The 17,798-nt window shown below is 61.6% G+C and carries 19 protein-coding genes; 7 read left to right on the forward strand and 12 right to left on the reverse strand.

Annotated features, from left to right (window positions below; all coding sequences use genetic code 11):
* Window positions 1-25 precede the first annotated feature (25 nt).
* Window positions 26-1,216: an MFS transporter gene (locus CO670_RS15625; protein WP_097591069.1), complete on the forward strand. Its 1,191-nt coding sequence runs from the start codon at window positions 26-28 to the stop codon at window positions 1,214-1,216.
* A 41-nt stretch (window positions 1,217-1,257) separates the two neighbouring features.
* Here CO670_RS15625 and CO670_RS15630 read toward each other — a convergent pair whose 3' ends face one another.
* Window positions 1,258-2,034: a glucose 1-dehydrogenase gene (locus tag CO670_RS15630; RefSeq protein ID WP_097591070.1), complete on the reverse strand. Its 777-nt coding sequence runs from the start codon at window positions 2,032-2,034 to the stop codon at window positions 1,258-1,260.
* A 106-nt stretch (window positions 2,035-2,140) separates the two neighbouring features.
* Here CO670_RS15630 and CO670_RS15635 point away from each other — a divergent pair, with 106 nt between their 5' ends.
* On the forward strand, window positions 2,141-2,716 hold the full coding sequence (locus tag CO670_RS15635) for a TetR/AcrR family transcriptional regulator (RefSeq protein WP_097591071.1): 576 nt from the start codon (window positions 2,141-2,143) through the stop codon (window positions 2,714-2,716).
* A 47-nt stretch (window positions 2,717-2,763) separates the two neighbouring features.
* Here CO670_RS15635 and CO670_RS15640 read toward each other — a convergent pair whose 3' ends face one another.
* Window positions 2,764-3,378, reverse strand: coding sequence for an FMN-dependent NADH-azoreductase (locus tag CO670_RS15640; protein ID WP_097591072.1), 615 nt, complete (start codon window positions 3,376-3,378; stop codon window positions 2,764-2,766).
* A gap of 140 nt (window positions 3,379-3,518) precedes the next feature.
* Between CO670_RS15640 and CO670_RS15645 the strand changes: the two genes are divergently transcribed.
* Window positions 3,519-4,487 carry a LysR family transcriptional regulator gene (locus CO670_RS15645; protein ID WP_097591073.1) on the forward strand — a complete coding sequence of 323 codons (969 nt, stop codon included), beginning with the start codon at window positions 3,519-3,521 and terminating at the stop codon, window positions 4,485-4,487.
* Window positions 4,488-4,526: 39 nt separating this feature from the next.
* Here the strand turns inward: CO670_RS15645 and CO670_RS15650 are convergent, their stop codons facing one another.
* Entirely contained in the window at window positions 4,527-6,515 is a 1,989-nt protein-coding gene (locus CO670_RS15650; protein WP_097591074.1) for a bifunctional 2',3'-cyclic-nucleotide 2'-phosphodiesterase/3'-nucleotidase, read from the reverse strand.
* Between the two features lie 177 nt (window positions 6,516-6,692).
* On the opposite strand from CO670_RS15650, the gene CO670_RS15655 reads away from it, so the two are divergent.
* Window positions 6,693-7,430 (forward strand): hypothetical protein, encoded by a 738-nt coding sequence (locus tag CO670_RS15655; protein WP_097591075.1) that lies wholly within the window; start codon window positions 6,693-6,695, stop codon window positions 7,428-7,430.
* On the opposite strand, the gene CO670_RS15660 is transcribed toward CO670_RS15655, so the two are convergent.
* The 3 genes from CO670_RS15660 to CO670_RS15670 all read right to left on the reverse strand — a co-directional run bounded on the left by CO670_RS15660 (window position 7,400) and on the right by CO670_RS15670 (window position 9,309).
* Window positions 7,400-7,804 carry a PilZ domain-containing protein gene (locus tag CO670_RS15660; RefSeq protein WP_097591076.1) on the reverse strand — a complete coding sequence of 135 codons (405 nt, stop codon included), beginning with the start codon at window positions 7,802-7,804 and terminating at the stop codon, window positions 7,400-7,402. The two genes, CO670_RS15655 and CO670_RS15660, sit on opposite strands and share 31 nt — an antisense overlap.
* An 86-nt stretch (window positions 7,805-7,890) precedes the next feature.
* Window positions 7,891-8,775 carry a DMT family transporter gene (locus tag CO670_RS15665; protein WP_097591077.1) on the reverse strand — a complete coding sequence of 295 codons (885 nt, stop codon included), beginning with the start codon at window positions 8,773-8,775 and terminating at the stop codon, window positions 7,891-7,893.
* 72 nt (window positions 8,776-8,847) lie between these two features.
* Window positions 8,848-9,309, reverse strand: a complete 462-nt coding sequence (locus CO670_RS15670) for an Lrp/AsnC family transcriptional regulator (protein WP_097591078.1) — start codon at window positions 9,307-9,309, stop codon at window positions 8,848-8,850.
* Between the two features lie 156 nt (window positions 9,310-9,465).
* Between CO670_RS15670 and ald the strand changes: the two genes are divergently transcribed.
* On the forward strand, window positions 9,466-10,584 hold the full coding sequence (gene ald, locus CO670_RS15675; RefSeq protein ID WP_097591079.1) for an alanine dehydrogenase: 1,119 nt from the start codon (window positions 9,466-9,468) through the stop codon (window positions 10,582-10,584).
* A 16-nt stretch (window positions 10,585-10,600) separates the two neighbouring features.
* On the opposite strand, the gene CO670_RS15680 is transcribed toward ald, so the two are convergent.
* The 5 genes from CO670_RS15680 to CO670_RS15700 form a co-directional block, all read right to left on the reverse strand.
* On the reverse strand, window positions 10,601-11,104 hold the full coding sequence (locus tag CO670_RS15680) for a DUF1203 domain-containing protein (RefSeq protein ID WP_097591080.1): 504 nt from the start codon (window positions 11,102-11,104) through the stop codon (window positions 10,601-10,603).
* A 227-nt stretch (window positions 11,105-11,331) separates the two neighbouring features.
* Window positions 11,332-11,892, reverse strand: coding sequence for a GNAT family N-acetyltransferase (locus tag CO670_RS15685; RefSeq protein ID WP_088675247.1), 561 nt, complete (start codon window positions 11,890-11,892; stop codon window positions 11,332-11,334).
* Window positions 11,893-11,897: 5 nt separating this feature from the next.
* Window positions 11,898-12,767 carry a 3-mercaptopyruvate sulfurtransferase gene (sseA, locus tag CO670_RS15690; RefSeq protein WP_097591081.1) on the reverse strand — a complete coding sequence of 290 codons (870 nt, stop codon included), beginning with the start codon at window positions 12,765-12,767 and terminating at the stop codon, window positions 11,898-11,900.
* 18 nt (window positions 12,768-12,785) lie between these two features.
* Window positions 12,786-13,523: an alanyl-tRNA editing protein gene (locus CO670_RS15695; protein WP_097591082.1), complete on the reverse strand. Its 738-nt coding sequence runs from the start codon at window positions 13,521-13,523 to the stop codon at window positions 12,786-12,788.
* Between the two features lie 5 nt (window positions 13,524-13,528).
* Window positions 13,529-14,566 (reverse strand): cysteine synthase A, encoded by a 1,038-nt coding sequence (locus CO670_RS15700; protein ID WP_097591083.1) that lies wholly within the window; start codon window positions 14,564-14,566, stop codon window positions 13,529-13,531.
* Window positions 14,567-14,789: 223 nt separating this feature from the next.
* On the opposite strand from CO670_RS15700, the gene CO670_RS15705 reads away from it, so the two are divergent.
* Window positions 14,790-15,449, forward strand: a complete 660-nt coding sequence (locus CO670_RS15705) for a ChrR family anti-sigma-E factor (RefSeq protein WP_176538948.1) — start codon at window positions 14,790-14,792, stop codon at window positions 15,447-15,449.
* A 99-nt stretch (window positions 15,450-15,548) separates the two neighbouring features.
* Window positions 15,549-16,382 carry an SDR family NAD(P)-dependent oxidoreductase gene (locus CO670_RS15710; protein WP_097591084.1) on the forward strand — a complete coding sequence of 278 codons (834 nt, stop codon included), beginning with the start codon at window positions 15,549-15,551 and terminating at the stop codon, window positions 16,380-16,382.
* Window positions 16,383-16,486: 104 nt separating this feature from the next.
* On the opposite strand, the gene CO670_RS15715 is transcribed toward CO670_RS15710, so the two are convergent.
* Window positions 16,487-17,746: a cyclopropane-fatty-acyl-phospholipid synthase family protein gene (locus CO670_RS15715; protein ID WP_097591085.1), complete on the reverse strand. Its 1,260-nt coding sequence runs from the start codon at window positions 17,744-17,746 to the stop codon at window positions 16,487-16,489.
* Window positions 17,747-17,798: the final 52 nt, after the last annotated feature.

Here is a 17,798-nt window from a genome sequence, read left to right on the forward strand (position 1 = left end):
CATTTCGCATGCGAGGGGTGGAGACATGAGCGATACGGTTGCACGAACGAAGGTTGATGGCGGCGAATTTGCCGTCTTGTGTGTCGGAGGATTTCTTCTTTCGATCACCTATGGCGTCACCTTTCTGATCCCCATGCTGGTGGGCCAACGCGGCGGCAACGAAGCGCTCGCCGGCCTGATCATCTCGGCCGCGACCGTCAGCACCGTCATTATCGTCATCTTCTCCGGCCACATCGCCGATGCCATCGGCTCGGCGCGGGCGGTCGCGATTTCCGGGCTGTTTCTGGCTGCATCGGGGCTGGGATTCGCCACGGTTTCCGCAGCCGGGCTAAGCTTGATGACGGTCGGCTTCGTCCTCGGCATCGGTTGGGGCACGTTTTATGCGCTCGGACCCATCCTGGTCGCCGCCATCACCGAATCGGAGCACCGGATCAGGTTCTTCGCCCTGCTTTCGGGATCGATGATGTCGGGCATCGGCGCCGGACCGATCATCGGCCGCATTGTCACCGGCTGGTCCCTGCCGATCGAGACGGCCTTTGCTTTTGCGTTCTTGGCCAGTCTCGCCGGCGGCGCGCTTTATTTCCTGCTGCATGTCAGGCTGACCGCTGCCGGCAAGATCCTGCCGCATGTCAACAAGATCTCCTTTGCCACAGCCCGTCAGGTGATCGGTTCGCGGGCGATCTATTCCATCGCCATGGTCGGCGTCGGCGGCGCGATCTTCGGCGGATTGTCCAGCTTTCAGACCAGCTACGCTAAGGCGTACGGCTTCGATTATTCGCTGTTCTTCATCGGTTTCATGTCTGCCGCCATCCTGAGCCGGCTGTTCGCGGCGGGATATGTGGTCAAGAAGGATCCATTCTATTCGCTTCTCGTGCTCACAAGCCTTACGCTGGCATCCATCCTGCTGTTCCTGCTGGTGACATCAAGTCAGCTGGTCTATCTCGGAGCCGCGGCGATGCTGGGCGTGGGATATGGGCTGACCTATTCCGTCATCAACGGGCTCGCCGCAAATGAGGCACCCACAGGCCTCATGCCGCAATCGCTTCTTTTGTTCTCCCTGTCCTATTTCATCGGCGTCTTCGGCTTTCCGCTGATCGCCGGCAACCTGATCGTTTCCTCCGGCATCCAGGCCATGCTCCACGTCCTGCTGCTGCTTGCCGTTGTCAATGTGGCAATCGTCGTCTTTCGTGTTGTCTGCCGCACAAGGAATGGCTGACCGAGGGCCGGGCAAATTCGACTTGCCCGGCCTTCGCTGGTTTATGCGGCGCGGAAGATCTTGGCGCCCGAAGGCGCGCTCGTCATGCCGCCATCGACCGTGATCTCGATACCGGTGACATTGGACGCGTCATCCGAGGCGAGATAGAGCGCCGCCTTGGCAATCTCGTCAGCTTCGCTCATGCGGCCAAGCGGGCTCAGGCCGCCGAGGCGGGCCTCGAGCGCCGACATCGCGTCTTCGGTCTGCGCCATCGGCGACCAGATCGGCGTCTTCGTGCCGCCTGGTGTCACCTGATTGACGCGGATGCCGCGCGGCGCGAGTTCGGAGGCCATATTGCGGGTCATTGCCCGAACCGCGGCCTTGGTCGCCGCATAGGCCGACCAGCCGGGAGCGCCGAGCACGGCATGCACCGAGCCGTTGAGGATGATGGAAGCTCCGTCATTGAGATGCGGCAGGGCCGCTTGCACGGTAAAGAAGACTGCCGTCAGATTGGTGCTGACGATCCGGTTGAACTGCTCCGGCGATGTGTCACCGAGCGGTGTCGCGCCGCCGATCCCGGCATTGGCGAAGACGATGTCGAATTTGCCGACCTTCGCGGCGGCTTCCGCAAAAGCCTTTTCGGTGGCAGCGGCATCGGTGACATCGACCTTCAGCGCCAGCACGCCGGCCCCAAGCGCCTTTTCGGCGGCCGCAAGCGTTTCCGGGTTGCGGCCAGTGATCACCACCCTGGCGCCCTCGTCGATGAAGACTTTCGCTGTCGCAAGACCGATACCGCTGTTGCCGCCGGTGATGAGCGCAACCTTGTTTCTTAGACGCATGATTCATGCTCCTCTTGGAAATGGCAACGATCTGGATTATGATCGTTATCTATAAGGATTATGAGTGTAATCCATATGAGTCAAGAGGCAATATCGGAGAATTGCGATGGGTCGCTCGCAGCTTGAAAAACAGAAGACGCACGAAAAGATCGTCGAGACCGCGTCGAAACGGCTGCGCGAGGAGGGGCTCGAAGGCATCGGCGTCGCCGATCTGATGAAGGAGGCCGGACTGACCGTCGGCGGCTTCTATAAGCACTTCGCCTCCCGTGACGATCTCGTTGCCGAGGCGATCCAGTCCGCCTTCGATTCATGGGGGCGCAAGCTGGAGGCCGAAGGTGTCGATCCGGCGAAAATGACGGCTGCCGATATCGCCGATCGCTATGTCAGCGCCTATCACCGCGACAATCCCGGCGAGGGCTGCCCCTTTGCGGCGCTGACGTCCGATATAGCGCGCAGCGGCGAGAAGGCACGCGGCATTGCGACCGAGCGGCTGGAACGAAATTTCGAGGCTTTGGCCAGCAAGGCTGCGGGGGCGAATGAAAGGGAAAGGCGGCGAAAGGCGATCTTGGCTTTTGCGATGATGGCAGGCGGCGTCGGCCTTGCCAGGATTTCTTCGGATGAAGGCCTTTCGGCCGAAATCCTGGCGACCATCCGGGAGTTTGTCGCCGGTATCGACAAATGACGAACGGCCGGCAAATGCCGACCGTTCGATGCGATGGCAGGAGCCGATCAGGCGGCGAGAGCGATTTCCTCGACGCGCGACTTGGCGGCGCCGATGGCCTTTTCCGCGGCTTCCGGACCGAAGGCCAGGCCTTCGACATAGATGGTTTCGATATCGGTGATGCCGAGGAAGCCGAAAACCGACTTCAGATAGGGCACGGCATGGTTCAGGGGAGCAGCCGGACCCTGCGAATAGACGCCGCCCGAAGCAAGCACGACATAGACCTTCTTGCCGGTGACGAGGCCGACCGGGCCGCTTTCGGTGTACTTGAAGGTCAGGCCGGCGCGGGCGACATTGTCGATCCAGGTCTTCAGCGACGAGTAGATGCTGAAGTTGATGAGGCCGGTGCTGATGACGATCGTGTCGGCGGCCAGCAGTTCGTTGACGAGTTCGTCAGAGGTCTGAACGGCAGCGGTTTCCTCGGCGGTGCGGGCTTCGGCCGGCTTGCGGATCGCGCCGGTGAAGAGATCGTCGATATGCGGCAGCGGATTGGCGGCGAGGTCACGGCGAACGACAACGCTGCCCGGCTTCTGGTTCTTCAGCTTTTCGGCGAGGTCGACGGCGATCGGGGTCGAGAGCGAATCGGCACGCGGGCTGGACGTCAGAAGAAGGATGGACGACATGGTGCATTTCCTTTCGAATTGAAGTGGACGGCCCGTTGCAGGGAGGGTGAGCCGCTGTGTCGATGAGGAAAATATGTCTGGTCTGCTATCGAAAAAACGGTGATAATGTCGATCGAAACTATCGATGGAATGGATGGGAAATGCTTCCGAACCCGACTCTGGATCAGTTGCAGGTGTTTTTGACGGTCGCCGAGACCGGCAGCTTTTCGGCCGCCTCGCGCGTGCTGAACCGCGCGCAATCGGTCGTGAGCTATACGATCGCCAATTTGGAGGCCCAGCTTGAAATGCCGCTTTTCGAGCGCTCCGGCGCGCGCCAGCCGAAGCTCACGGAGGCGGGCAAGGCGATGCTGGAGGATGCGCGCCGCATACTTGGCGACCTGCAGGTCATGCGGGCGCGCGTGAAGAGCCTGCGGGAAGGGCTCGAAGCGGAAGTTTCCGTCGCCATCAGCGTCATGGTGCCGTCGCGGGCCGTGGTCGACGTGCTCCACGAATTCCGCGAAAAATTCCCGTCCGTTTCGTTGAACCTCAATGTCGGCGAACTCGGAATGGTCATGGAGCTCGTTCTGAGCGGTAAGGCGACGATCGGCATCGGTGGTGCTGTCCTCAAGCAGGAGGATTCGATCGTTACGGAACGGATCGGTCATTCCTTCATGCTGCCCGTTGCCGCGCGTAATCATCCGCTTGCCGCGATCGACCGCCCGCTGACGCTTGGCGATGTGCGCGAGGAAGTGCAACTCGTCGTCACCGATGCGTCGGGACGGACGAAGGGGCGGGATTTCAATGTTCTGTCCTACAAGACGTGGCGTGTCAGCGATATCGCCACGAAGCACCAGCTCATCAAGGCCGGGCTGGGCTGGGGCGGTCTTCCGGCTTCCATCATTCATGACGATCTGCGTAGCGGCGCGCTCGTCCATCTCGATCTGGAGGCCTATGAACAGGGCGAATACGCCATCTATTCGATGCGCCAGCTCGCCAATCCGCCCGGCCCTGCCGCCAGCTGGATGATCGACGCCTTCCGCACGCGGCTTTCCCAGTGCCCGAACCAGGCTGATTTCCATGCCGAGATGGCGGAGTTGCGGGACATGGCCCCGCCGCTCGCGGCCGAATGATGAAGGCGCGATGCCGCGCCCTCATCCATCTCGTTTCAATTAAAGAACCAGTCTGAACTTCGAGAAGCCGTCGGCTCCTTCGCCGGCCTCCTCGATCTTGACGCTCTTGACAGCGGCGAGGAACTGCTTCGCCTTCGGGCCGCTTTCGAAAGTGACGGTCGTACCGGCAAGCGGCTTGAAGGTCCAGTTCGCGTCTGCCGATGGATTGATCGTGCCCTGCTCATGGACATAGCGGACGATGACGTCGCGATTGGTGTCCGGCGCCTGGAAAATCACCTTGTCCGCAGTAATCTCGGGGAAGCTCCCGCCGCCGCCGGCGCGATAATTGTTCGAAACGACGACGAATTTCTGCGCCGGATCGATCGGCTTGCCGTTGAAGGCCAGATTCTGGATCCGGTTGGAGTCGGGATTGATCGCCTTGCCGGATGAATCATATTTCGGCGGCTGCGACAGATCGATCTGATAGGTAACGCCGTCGATGACGTCGAAATTATAGGACGGGAAATCGGTGTTGAGCAGCGGCGCATCCTTCGAGCCGGCGGGGACGTGATTGAACATGCCGGCCGACATTTCGAGCCAGTTCTTCACCTGAGCGCCGGTGATCGCCACGGCCTGGACCGTGTTGGGATAGAGATAGAGGTCGGCGACGTTCTTGATGGCGATGTCGCCGGCCGGAACGTCGGTATAATAATCCGCGCCGCCGCGCCCGCCGGCCTTGAAGGGGGCCGCGGCCGAAAGCACCGGCAGATCCTTATACTCGGTGTCGGCGAGCATCTGCTTGATGTACCAGGTCTGCGCCTGGCTGACGACCTGGACGGAGGGATCGTCGGCGACGAGTGCGAAATAGGAATAGAGCGGCGCGGAGGTCTTGCCGACGGGGGTGCGGACATAGGCGAGCGTCGCCTCGTGCTCGGCCTTGGCGGCCTCGACCACTTCCTTCTTGTCGGCGTAATCGGCCACCACCTTCTTCTTGTCGTCGCGGTGATAGATCGGCCGTGCCTCCGAGGTGAAGTCGACGATCCTCCAGCTGTTGCCGTCCTTTTCGAGCAGCAGGTCGATGAGGCCGAGATGCGAGCCCCAGAAGCCGGCCATCACGGCGGGCTTGCCATGCAGCGTGCCCTTGACGGGGTCGGCATTGGCGATGCCGTCCCAGCTCTTCGGGCCGGGGAAGACGAGATGCTGATGGCCGGTGAAGATCGCGTCGATCCCTTCGACGGCGGCAAGATGCAGCGAAGCGTTCTCCATCTTTTCGGAGGGCGCGGCGCCGTCGATGCCGGAATGGGAGAGCGCGATGACGATATCGGCGCCGGCTTCCTTCATGGCGGGAACCCAGGCCTTGGCAGCCTCGACGATATCGCGCGTCTGCGCCTTGCCCTCGAGGTTCTTCACGTCCCACAGCATGATCTGCGGCGGCACGAAGCCGATGAAGCCGATCTTGACCGGGCTCTCCTTGCCGGCGCCGTCCTTGATCTGTTTTTCCAGGATGACGTAGGGCTTGAAGAACAGGTCGTCCTGCTTCGGATCCGAGGCGAGCTGGCCCTTGGTCAGGTTGGCGCAGACGAAGGGGAAATTCGCGCCTGAAAGCACCTTGAACATGAAGTCGAGGCCGTAGTTGAACTCGTGATTGCCGAGCGTGCCGACCGAATAGCCGAGCGTGTTCATCGCCTTGATGACGGGATGGACGTCGCCGTCCTTCATACCGTGCTGATAGGCCATATAGTCGCCCATCGGATTGCCCTGCAGCACGTCGCCATTGTCGATCAGCAGCGAGTTGGCGGCTTCCGCGCGGATATTGTCGATGATCGTCCCGGTGCGCGAAAGGCCCATCGTGTCGTTCGGCTTGTCGGCATAATAGTCATAGGGGAAGACATTGACGTGAATGTCGGTCGTTTCCATCAGCCGGAGATGCGCCTGATTGGCGCTGGCGCGCGCGCTGAAAGGGTGCAGCAGCACCAGAGCGGAAGTCGCGGCGAGACCGCCGAGCAGGGAACGGCGGCTCATGACGCCGACATCGAAAATGGAAGACATGGAAACCTCTCCTTCAAAAATCATGCATCGTCCGGCCCGTCAGAATTAGGACGATTTTGCGAGGAGTACACTTCAAAAATGACGGGACGGCAAAACAATCCGGGCGAAAGGCGGCGTGGTTTTAAAATACAATTTATGGTAAAGTCGTCGGGCTGACATCCATCGGGGGACTGGATCATGAGCCGGGTCGTCATCGCAATGGTCGGAGGTTTCGGAGGCACCGCGCCCAGTCTGGTCGACAAGGCGCAGGCGCTCTACAGCGGCGATGTGGAGAAATGGCTGACGAGCACGGCAAATCCGTGGATCTCGGTTGCCTGTGCGCTCGGCGCCATCACGGTCTTCTTCGTCATCGGCGCCGCGATCGCCCTGATCTACCGCGAGCAGCAGCTGCAGAAGGCGCTTCTTCTCGGCATCGGCGCGCCGGCTCTCATCATGGCGGCCGCGCAAGGCAGTTCGGTGAGCCCGAAGCCGATCGAAGTCAGGCCGGCCGAAGTCAGGCCGATCTCGGGCCTTTTTTCCATTACTGGTGTCGCTTATGCCCAGGACGGCAATCGCTCGCTGCCGCCGCGTGTCGAACTGAGGGTCAGTCCAGGGTGGACTGCGGGCGAATGCCAGACCTGCGATATCAAGTTCCTCGGGGGCGACGGCCAGATCATCGCCAGCGAGCCCCTGCCGGCGAGCCCGGCGCCCGGCGCCGTCAACGTGCCTCTCGGCACGGAGACGATTGTGCTATCCGGCGCAAACGCCAACAGCGCCGCCATCGACGTCAGGAATCTCGGCACCAGGCTGCCGCAGACGCAAGGCCCGGTCACTCTCGATGTCAACGTCAACCGCAGCTACTGGAACGACCTCAGCCGCTCCTTCGGCGCAAAGGCGGTGCAGCCTTACGATTTCAGCGTCGACGTCGCCAAGTGAGGCGGGCGGTCGCCGCCGATATTCGGTCTGACCAGCGGACGCACCGCCAGCACCGGCCGTAGTTCCTTATGGAAAAACCGGAAATAGGAGGAAACCTGGGCGCGCGCATTCGAATTCACGTCGAACTGGATGCCGACGCGGCCATTGTGCTTCCAGCGTATGATGCCTTCCAGCATTCCGAGGTTCTCCGCCTCGATCCGCACCTTGCTGCCGGAGGCGGCGTGAACCGGTCCCTTCGTCTCCAGAGCGGCGCCTGTTGCCGAGAGGTTGAGGATACGGATATCCACCTGGCTGTTCAGATATCTCATGTTGCCGAAGACACGGCAGTTCTTGCGGTCGGCCTTCCGGGCCGTAATTTTCAGGTTGCGCGTCATACTGTCTCCCTTGGACATCGCGATGGGAGCATAGCGCCGGAAAATTGAAATGGTTTTAGGGGCTTAGCTAAAATTGCAGTGAAACGTCATTTGGCGGCGGCGGCCGTCCTGCGCCCCACCACGTGCTCGCGCCAGATCGTGAAGATGCCGGCGGCAACGACGATGACCGAGCCGATGATCGTGTTGAGACTGAGCGTTTCGTCATAGATCGTCACACCGATGATCGAGGCGTAGACCAGTGACAGATAGGTCAGCGGCTGGACGGCGGCGGCATCGAGCAGATCGTAGGCGCGGATCAGGAAATAATGGCTGGAAATGCTGGTCATGCAGACGAGCGCCATCCAACCCCAGTCTCCCGGCGACATCCAGGTCCAATAGAACGGGCCGATGATGGTCATGGTGATGCCGCCGATGACGCCGGTATAGAAGAAGCTGGTCATCGACGAGTCGTCGCGGCTGACGAGACGGGTGGCGATGACATAGAAGGCGAAGTTGAAGCAGGAAATGATGGCCAGAAGCAGTTTCACATCGAAAAACTCACCTTCCGGCTTCAGGATCAGCAGCACCCCGAAAAGTCCGGCGCCGATCGCCATCCACCGCCGCCAACCGACCCGCTCGCCGAGGATCGGCATCGACAGCAGCGCGATCAGGATCGGGGTGGCGGAAAAGATCGCCTGTGAACGGGCAAGGCCGATCACGGCAAAACAGGTGATGGCCAGAACCACCTGGACGGCGAGAAGCACGCCGCGCACTACCTGTAGGGCAGGGCGTTTGGTGCGGGCAGTCGCTTTGAGACCACCGCGCATCTTCGAAGCGAGGATGATCGTGAACAGCGCGAAGGCCCAGTAACGGATCATCGTCACGAAGATCGGCGGGTAGGCAGACGCCAGATGTTTGGAGATGGCGTCCTGAAGAGAGAAAATGGTGATCGCCAGAAGAGCGAAAATATAACCGTTGGTCTTCGATGTCATAACATGCCGTTGAGCGGGAAACGCCCGCGCGCACCGAAAGTCTGGGCAGGCTTTCGGCAAATATGCAAGGCCTCAAAGCCCGACATTCGGCCTGTCGATGATTTCTCTGAGCGCGAAGCTCGAATTGATCTTGACCACGTGGGGAAGGGCCGACAGCCAGTCCCGGTGGATGCGCTCGTAGTCCTCGAGATCGCGTGCGGCGACCCTGAGGATATAGTCATATTCGCCCGACATCAGATAGCAGACGAGCACGTTCGGGCAGAGCTTCACCGCCGCCTCGAATTCCGCCAGCGTCTTGGCAAACTGGCCGGAGAGCGAGATATGCACGATGGCGATCATCTTGTAGTCGAGCGCCTTGTGCGAGAGCCGCGCATGGTAGCCATCGATGACGCCGCTTTTTTCGAGAATGTCGAGCCGGCGCGAACAGGCCGAAGGCGACAGCCCGATCCTTTCCGCAAGCTCGGCATTGGTGATGCGCGCATCGGCCTGAAGCACCTTGAGAATCGCAAGATCGATGGTGTCGAGATCAGCCATTCGTAGAACTTTCGAAAAATGGCGAGGAAGACGCAATAATCTCCGAAAAATGATGTTTTCGCAAATCGTCTTTGCAAGGACATTTCGCGGTCTTGGTGGTTGGATTCATCCTCAGAGGAGATCCGCAATCGCGGAGACAAAAGGAGAGGAACGCGCATGCGTGTCGGTTGCCCGAAGGAAATCAAGAATCATGAATATCGCGTCGGCCTGACGCCGGCTTCCGTGCGCGAATATGTGGCCCATGGCCATGAGGTCTGGGTGGAGACCAAGGCGGGCGCCGGCATCGGCGCTGATGACGCCGCCTATGCTGCGGCCGGCGCGAAGATCGCCGCCTCCGCCAAGGATATTTTCGAAAAGTGCGACATGATCGTGAAGGTCAAGGAGCCGCAGCCCTCCGAGTGGGCGCAGCTTCGCGACGGCCAGCTTCTCTATACTTATCTGCATCTGGCGCCCGATCCCGATCAGACCAAGGGCCTGCTTGCTTCCGGCGTTACCGCGATCGCTTACGAGACGGTGACCGACGAGCGCGGCGGCCTGCCGCTGCTGGCGCCGATGTCCGAGGTGGCGGGACGCCTGTCGATCCAGGCGGGCGCGACCGCCCTGCAGAAGGCGAATGGCGGCCTCGGCGTCCTGCTCGGCGGCGTGCCCGGCGTGCTGCCGGCCAAGGTGGCGATCATCGGCGGCGGCGTCGTCGGCCTGCACGCCGCGCGGATGGCCGCCGGCCTCGGCGCCGATGTCAGCATCCTCGACAAGTCGCTGCCGCGCCTACGCCAGCTCGACGATATTTTCGCGGGCCGCATCCACACCCGCTATTCCAGCATCCAGGCGCTGGAGGAGGAGGTCTTTTCTGCCGATCTCGTCATCGGCGCCGTGCTGATCCCCGGTGCTGCGGCTCCGAAGCTCGTCACGCGCGAAATGCTCTCCGGCATGAAGAAGGGCTCCGTCATCGTCGACGTCGCCATCGACCAGGGCGGTTGCTTCGAGACCTCGCATGCGACGACCCATTCCGATCCGACATACGAAGTCGATGGCGTGGTGCATTATTGCGTCGCCAACATGCCGGGCGCCGTGCCCGTCACCTCGGCGCACGCGCTGAACAATGCGACACTCGTCCACGGCCTGGCGCTTGCCGATCGCGGCCTGCGCGCCATCGCCGAAGACAAGCATCTGAGGAACGGCCTTAATGTGCACAAGGGCCGCATCACCAGCAAGCCGGTCGCCGAAGCGCTCGGCTACGAGGCCTTCGCGCCCGAGAGCGTACTGAACGTAGCGTAAGCTTCCTGACTCAAGGTCAGGCGCCGGTCTCCGCAAGGACCGGCGCCTGTTCCTTGTCGATCCGGCATTGGAAGCAGTTGTTGCGCGCCGAGCGCACATGCACATAGGCGATGTCGGGCCGCGCGAGCAATGTCTCGGCATAGGCCGGAATGTCGGCGGTTTCGGTCACAGCGCCGGTGCCGTAGACGATACGGTCATTGGCGCTGTAGCCGCGAACGATGAAGTCGGGGCTCATCGTCAACATCGGCGGCTGGATCTCTTCGGCGGCGTAGCGCCGGCACGGCTGTTTGTGGAGGAAAATCGGCCCGGTTTCGGCATAGGGCTGTAGCTCCGGAAACGGCCGGTACGCGAAAACCAGCAGTTCCTCGCCCTCATCGATATTCCGCAGGCAATGGCGGCAGGGGTTGCCGTCACCGTCGGAAACCATCGTCTCGGGCAAATTCCCATAGGCGTCGCGGCCGCCGTTCCAGAGGGCTCCAGCATCGGCAGTCGGCATGGCGGCAAAACGAATGGCGGTCATGGCAAATCTCCTTGGCGGTCGCCATGAAAATGCACCTGGGTCATCGCCCAAGCCACCCGTTTCTTGCGCGCTGCTGCTTGTCGCCGGCTCCTCAACGTTTGGTGGGAAATTCTACCTCTCCTTCCTCATTCCTGTGACAGGCACAGGAATGAGGGGCGGCGGGGTAGGCGCTTTCCCCGCATAGCCTGCTATACCTTAGCAAGCAGACGCGCGCGGGGAGCAAATCATCAGCTTTTCCGGGCAAGCTCCAGAAGCTCTTTGTCGCTGAGCGGCCGAACGATACCGGTGCCCGTGGAGACCGGCGAGAAGCCGTACATCTGGTAGAGCTGCAGCGCGCGCGGGTGGTCGAGATTGTTGGTCGTGGTGGTGACCCGCTTCGGATTGAGCGCCCAGATGGCGTAGAGCGCCTGCAGCAGGAACCATTTGCCGATGCCGAGGCCGAGTGCATGTTCGATCAGGCCGAAATGGCTGAGCTCGATCGTATCCTCGTCTTCGCAGAAATATTCGTAGAAGCCGGCCGGCGCACCGTTCACATAGAGAACGCTGATATTGTTGCGCTTGTCGTTCAGCGTTCCGGCAAGCTGCTCGTCGCTCATGCGCAGCCGGTCGACCCATTGCCAGCGCGCACCCACCTGACGGTAGAGGTAGCGATAAAAGGGCAAGGGTATCTCAGGCGCGCGCATGATCGCCGTCTGGATGTTGACGGGCACAGGCATGCTCGCCTTCGGCGCCGCCGTCATTTCGAGCCGGGTGATATGGGCTTTGAGCGAAGCGGGTGTTTTCCCCATGGCGATCAGGCTTTGACCGGTGTCGGCGGACCGGTGACGATGGGCGTATCCTCACGGCTGCCCCATTCGCTCCATGAACCGTCGTAAAGCTTGTTGTCGTGATGGCCGAGCGATTCCAGCGCCAGCGTGATGATCGCCGCCGTGATGCCCGATCCGCAGGAGGTGACGACCGGCTTCGAAAGATCGATGCCGGCATCCTCGATCGTCTGCCGGAGTTCGGGCAGTGATTTGAACCGGCCCTGGTTGGCGAAAACGCCGGAGGGCAGGCTGCGGGCACCGGGCATATGGCCGGAGCGCATGCCGGCACGCGGTTCCGGTTCGGTGGCGGCGAAGCGGCCGGCGCTGCGGGCATCGGCGATCTGCATCGCGCCGCTGGAGACGATGTCGCGCATCGTATCGAGCGTCACCACCCGGCTTTCGTCGAAGTTGGGCGTGAAGGTCGCCGGCGCATGGCTGGGCGCCGCGGTTTCCAGCGGCCGACCCTCGGCCTTCCAGCCATCCAGGCCGCCGTCCAGCACGAAGACGTTCTTCGCGCCCATGACCCGGAACAACCACCAGACGCGCGGCGAGGCGAACATGCCGATGCCGTCATAGACGACGATGCGATCCTTCTCGCTGATGCCGAGCTTGCCGACCTCCGCGGCGAAATAATCGGGTGAGGGGATCGTGTGCGGCAGCGACGTCGAATGGTCAGCGATCTTGTCCTGATCGAAGCGGATGGCGCCGGGAATGTGCCCGGCCGCATATTCCGCGTCGGCGTCGCGCTTCTGGGCGGGCAGATAGAAGGCGGCGTCCAGTACGCGTAGATCCGGCTTGCCGAGTTCGGCCTGCAGCCAGTCGGCAGAGACGACGAAACGGCTTGTGGTCTCACTCATTGTGATCTCCCTTGATGATCAGGCTTCGTCGCCGGGCGTGCCGAAGCGAATGCGGAAGCGCCGGTTCTCCTTGCCCTTCTTCTCGATCTTGGCGATGTGAATCTGGCCGACTTCCTGTGTCTCGGAGACATGTGTGCCGCCGCACGGCTGGCTGTCAATCGAGGAGTTCTCGCCGATGCAGACGAGGCTGACGCGCCCGAGCCCCATTGGCGGGCGCACATTCTTCGATTTGACGATCTCAGGGTTGGCCACAAGCTCTTCGTCGGTGATCCACTGCAGGTAGACGGGATGGTTCTGGCCGACCAGTTCCATCAGCCTTGCCGTCACCTCGTCCTTGTCGATCGTCTCGCTCATGTCGAAATCGACCCGGCTTTCCTCCTCGCCGACGGCGGCTCCCGTGATCGGATAGGAGCAGACGACGGAAAGCAGGTGGCAGGCCGTGTGCATGCGCATCAGCCGGTAGCGGCGCGGCCAGTCGACATGCAGCACCAGCGTCTCGCCGATTTCCGGCCGCGGCTCGCCGTCGTGCGGCACGTGGATGATGATGTCCTTGCTGGCCCCGTGCTTGGTCTGGCCAAGCGCGATCTTGCTGCCGTCGGCGCGTTCGAGTTCACCGGTATCGCCAGGCTGGCCGCCCGATGTCGCATAGAAGCAGGTCTGGTCGAGTTCGATGCCCCCATCCTCGTGAATGGCGGTGACGACCGCCTCGCATGTCGAGAGATAGAAATCGTCACGGTAGAGGGCATTGACGGGCATGTGTCTCACACGGGCTCGTAGGGAACGTCGATCTCGGACGACTTGGCCATCCAGCCCGGAACGGGCAGACCCTTCGACTTCAGGAAATCCGGGTTGAAGAGCTTCGACTGATAGCGGTTGCCGTAGTCGCAGAGGATCGTCACCACCGTATGGCCGGGGCCGAGATCCCTGGCGAGATTGACCGCGCCGGCAATGTTGATCGCCGTCGATCCGCCGAGGCACAGGCCCTCGTTCTCGACGAGGTCGAAAAGATAGGGAAGCGCTTCGGCGTCGGAAATCCGATAGGAGAAATCGGGCGTAAAGCCTTCGAGATTGGCGGTGATGCGGCCCTGGCCGATGCCTTCGGTGATCGAGGATCCCTCGGATTTCAGCGTGCCGTTCTGATAGAATTCAAAGAGGGCCGCGCCATCGGGGTCGGCAATGCCGATCTTGACATCAGGCTTGAAGGCCTTGAGGCCGGCTGCGACGCCCGCCAGCGTGCCGCCCGAGCCGACCGAGCAGATGAAGCCGTCGATCTTGCCGTCGGTGTCCCGCCAGATTTCCGGTGCGGTCGTCTCGACATGCGCCTGGCGGTTGGCGACGTTGTCGAACTGGTTTGCCCAGATCGCCCCGTTCGGCTCGGTCTTCGCCATTTGCTCGGCGAGCCGTCCCGACACCTTCACGTAGTTGTTTGGGTTCCTGTAAGGAACTGCGGGCACTTCGACGAGTTCGGCGCCGAGCAGTTTCAGCGCGTCCTTCTTTTCCTGGCTCTGCGTTTCCGGGATGACGATGACGGTGCGATAGCCGAGCGCCTTGGCGACCAGTGTCAGCCCGATGCCGGTATTGCCGGCCGTGCCTTCGACGATGACGCCGCCGGGCCGAAGCAGGCCTTTCCGCTCCGCGTCGCGGATGATGTAGAGCGCGGCGCGATCCTTCACCGACTGGCCGGGGTTGAGGAACTCCGCCTTGCCGAGAATGGTGCAGCCGGTCGCCGCCGACGCCCCCTTGAGTTTGATCAGGGGCGTATTGCCGATGGCTTCGAGGACGGAGGGATGGAAGGTCATAGAATCTGCCTCTTTCGAACTCTTACTTTAGGAACGGTCTTTTCCCTTCACAAGGCTGTGTTGGCAAGAAATGCTATTCCATGCCTTCCGCGCACACGATAAAATTTCGCTTTCCTTCCCCGAAATGACGCGCGGCCGGCGATCAAGCCGCGTCCGGGTGATCCGAAGATTGACTTTCCCCGTACGGATGATGGAAAAGCGAAGCGGAGCGCGACAACGAGGCGTGACCGAAACCGACATGGTTCACGAACATATCGACACGATCGATGCATTGATGGCGCGTTATGTCGCCGGCTCTCTGCCGGAACCGGCCCGCGTGCTGGTGCGCTCTCATCTCGAAATGAAGCCGGACAATCGCAGCCTGGTGAAAAGTCTCGAGCTGCTTGCCGGGGAAGCCCTGGAAATTGCGCCCGAAGCTTCGATCGACGATCGCGACCGGCGGCTTGCGGCAATTTTCGCCTCTGCTTACGCCGTCGCTGAGCCGCCGGCCGGCGCGCGGCCGGAGCATGCATTGTTCCCACGCGCAATGCGCGACTTTGTCGGCTTTGAAGTCGAGGATGTGCCCTGGCGCAGGCGTCTCCCGGGCTTGAAGGAATATTCGCTCGACATGGATGGCTGCGAGGTCAGCCTGATGTGGATCCGTCCCGGACGCGCCTTGCCGGCCCACACCCACAAAGGCATGGAGCTGATCCTCGTTCTCGATGGGGCCTTCCAGGATGAACGCGGCCGTTTTGGCCCCGGCGACATCTCCATTGCCGACGAGACGGTCGACCACCGCCCGGTCGCCGAAAAGGACAGGCCCTGCATCGCTTTTGCCGTGTCCGACGGCCCGGTCACGCTCACAGGATCCTTCCGTCAGATGATCGGCGACCTGATCGGCTGAAAAGCAGCCACAATGGTGTGATAAAGCCATAAATCCGGAGGGCAGAAGAACTTCCGGGTCTGGTTTCGCGTTGATGAGGCAGAGCAGGAGGAGCATGTCATGCGTGATTTCATTGCCCGTCCCGAACATGGAATCGTCTGGATCTCAGGCGCGAGTTCGGGGATCGGTCGCGCACTGGCGCTGAAGCTCGCCTCGGAGGGATACAAGGTCGCCGTCACCGCGAGAAGCCATGAAAAACTGGTCGAATTGCAGACCGAGGCCAGCGGCCTTTCCGGCAGCATCATCGTTCTCGACGGTGACGTCACCGATGCCGAGGACATGGAGCATGTCATGGCCTCGATCGAATACGAGCACGGGACGCTCGCCATGGCGATCCTCAATGCCGGTGTCTACCTGCCGGTCCATGCGGAGGAGCTGAACCGCGCCGATTTTGAAAAGAGTTTCGCCGTCAATCTTTCCGGCGTCGTCAACTGTCTGCTGCCTGCCATCCGCCATATGAAAGCGAAGGGGCAGGGGCAGATCGCCATCGTCTCCTCGGTCACCGGCTATGGCGGCCTGCCGACGAGCGCCGCCTACGGCGCCACCAAGGCGGCGCTGATCAACATGGCGGAAAGTCTGAAATTCGATCTCGACAAGATGGGCATCCGCATCCAGCTCGTCAGCCCGGGTTTCGTCGATACGCCGGCGACGAGAAAGAACGCTTTTCCGATGCCGGCCCTGATATCGGCCGAAGACGCCGCCCGGCAGATCGCCGACGGATTGAAGTCGCGGGCCTTCGAGATCACCTTCCCGAAGCGCTTCACCATTCTGTTTAAGCTGATGCGGTTGCTCCCCTATGGCGCTTATTTCGCTCTGGTCAACCGCATGACCGGCTGGCGGGAGCGGCCCTCGGCGGCCGGTCGCCATCCGGTGACGCCGCATCCGGTGAAATGATTAAAGCATGTCGCGCAAAAGTGGGCCGCGGTTTTGCGACAACGACATGCGCAAAAACAAAGACCTAAAGCGCAAGGAGCGAATCTGAAAGATCGCGACGCGCTTTAGCGGCGTGAGAACACCACATGGCGTACATCGATATTGCGGGCGCGGAAACCGGCCTCGCAATAGAACAGATAGAATTCCCAGAGCCGCTTGAAACGCTCGTCGAAGCCCATCGGGCGGATGCGTTCCCAGACCGACCAGAAGCGCTCGCGCCATTCGGCAAGCGTCCGGGCATAATCGAGCCCGAAACCGAAGTCCCTGACCAGTGACAGGTCGACCTTGCCGGCGAGTTCGGCGAGATGGTTGCGCGTCGGCAGCATGCCGCCGGGAAAGACATATTTCTGGATGAAGTCGGGATTGCTGCGATACTGGTCGAAGGCTTCGGGCCTGATCGTGATGATCTGCAGGCCGGCCTTGCCGCCCGGTTTCAGGCATTGCCGGAGCTTGGAGAAGTAGGATGGCCAGTATTTCTCGCCGACCGCTTCGAACATCTCGATCGAGACGATCCGGTCGTAGAGCCCGGCCTCGTCGCGGTAGTCCTGAAAGCGGAATTCGACGCGATCGTCGAGGCCGGCGTTCTGGATGCGCTCCCTGGCAAAGGCGAGTTGCTCCCGGCTGATCGTCAGGCCGGTCACCTTGCAGTGCAGTTCGCTCGCGGCGAATTCGGCAAAACCGCCCCAGCCGCAGCCGATCTCCAGCACGTGATCCCCGGGCCGGATGCCGGTCGCCTCGGCAAGCGCGCGGTACTTGGCGTTCTGGGCCGATTGCAGGTCGTTGGCGCCGGTCGAGTAGAGCGCCGAGGAATAGGTCATGCTCGGATCGAGCCATTGCCTGTAGAAATCGTTGCCGAGATCGTAGTGAGCGGAGATGTTGCGCTTCGAGCCCGTCTTGGTATTGGCGTTCATCCAGTGGCGGACGCGCTCGACGAGGCGACTGACGCCGCGTTTGCCATGCGCATAGCTGTGCGCGGCCTCGCCGTTGACGAGGAAGAGTTCGAGGAATGCCGCGATATCGGGGCTGTCCCAATCGCCGTCCATATAGGTTTCGGCAACGCCGATCGTCCCGCTCGTCAGCGCCCGATAGGCAAGGTTCCAGTTGTTGAGGCTGAGCGCCGCCTTCGGTCCCGCCTTCTTGCCCTCGACCAGCAGCCTGCGGCCATCCGGCAGGGTGACGGCAAGTGAACCGTATTGCATGCTGAGAAGCCCGCGCAGCGCCAGCTTCGCCTTGAACGGCAGACCTTTCACGAGGCGGGATATGTTTTCGGCCGTCAGCGTCACCGCGTCACGGGCCAGCAGATTCCAGTCCTGCGTCTTGCTCATCTTCCTCCTCCCGCATTTTTTTGCCGGTTAGGGACGACGATCCATCCGTGAC

It is taken from the genome of Rhizobium sp. J15 (assembly GCF_002531825.1).
Taxonomy (GTDB): Bacteria; Pseudomonadota; Alphaproteobacteria; order Rhizobiales; family Rhizobiaceae; genus Rhizobium.

Coding starts and splice junctions, on each gene's coding strand:
- CO670_RS15715 (WP_097591085.1), bottom strand. CDS start 17,746: ATGAGCAAGACGCAGGACTGGAATCTGCTGGCCCGTGACGCGGTGACG.
- CO670_RS15680 (WP_097591080.1), bottom strand. CDS start 11,104: ATGACCGCCATTCGTTTTGCCGCCATGCCGACTGCCGATGCTGGAGCC.
- CO670_RS15625 (WP_097591069.1), top strand. CDS start 26: ATGAGCGATACGGTTGCACGAACGAAGGTTGATGGCGGCGAATTTGCC.
- CO670_RS15655 (WP_097591075.1), top strand. CDS start 6,693: ATGAGCCGGGTCGTCATCGCAATGGTCGGAGGTTTCGGAGGCACCGCG.
- CO670_RS15695 (WP_097591082.1), bottom strand. CDS start 13,523: ATGCCCGTCAATGCCCTCTACCGTGACGATTTCTATCTCTCGACATGC.
- CO670_RS15635 (WP_097591071.1), top strand. CDS start 2,141: ATGGGTCGCTCGCAGCTTGAAAAACAGAAGACGCACGAAAAGATCGTC.
- CO670_RS15670 (WP_097591078.1), bottom strand. CDS start 9,309: ATGGCTGATCTCGACACCATCGATCTTGCGATTCTCAAGGTGCTTCAG.
- CO670_RS15685 (WP_088675247.1), bottom strand. CDS start 11,892: ATGGGGAAAACACCCGCTTCGCTCAAAGCCCATATCACCCGGCTCGAA.
- ald (WP_097591079.1), top strand. CDS start 9,466: ATGCGTGTCGGTTGCCCGAAGGAAATCAAGAATCATGAATATCGCGTC.
- CO670_RS15665 (WP_097591077.1), bottom strand. CDS start 8,775: ATGACATCGAAGACCAACGGTTATATTTTCGCTCTTCTGGCGATCACC.
- sseA (WP_097591081.1), bottom strand. CDS start 12,767: ATGAGTGAGACCACAAGCCGTTTCGTCGTCTCTGCCGACTGGCTGCAG.
- CO670_RS15650 (WP_097591074.1), bottom strand. CDS start 6,515: ATGTCTTCCATTTTCGATGTCGGCGTCATGAGCCGCCGTTCCCTGCTC.
- CO670_RS15630 (WP_097591070.1), bottom strand. CDS start 2,034: ATGCGTCTAAGAAACAAGGTTGCGCTCATCACCGGCGGCAACAGCGGT.
- CO670_RS15660 (WP_097591076.1), bottom strand. CDS start 7,804: ATGACGCGCAACCTGAAAATTACGGCCCGGAAGGCCGACCGCAAGAAC.
- CO670_RS15710 (WP_097591084.1), top strand. CDS start 15,549: ATGCGTGATTTCATTGCCCGTCCCGAACATGGAATCGTCTGGATCTCA.
- CO670_RS15645 (WP_097591073.1), top strand. CDS start 3,519: ATGCTTCCGAACCCGACTCTGGATCAGTTGCAGGTGTTTTTGACGGTC.
- CO670_RS15700 (WP_097591083.1), bottom strand. CDS start 14,566: ATGACCTTCCATCCCTCCGTCCTCGAAGCCATCGGCAATACGCCCCTG.
- CO670_RS15640 (WP_097591072.1), bottom strand. CDS start 3,378: ATGTCGTCCATCCTTCTTCTGACGTCCAGCCCGCGTGCCGATTCGCTC.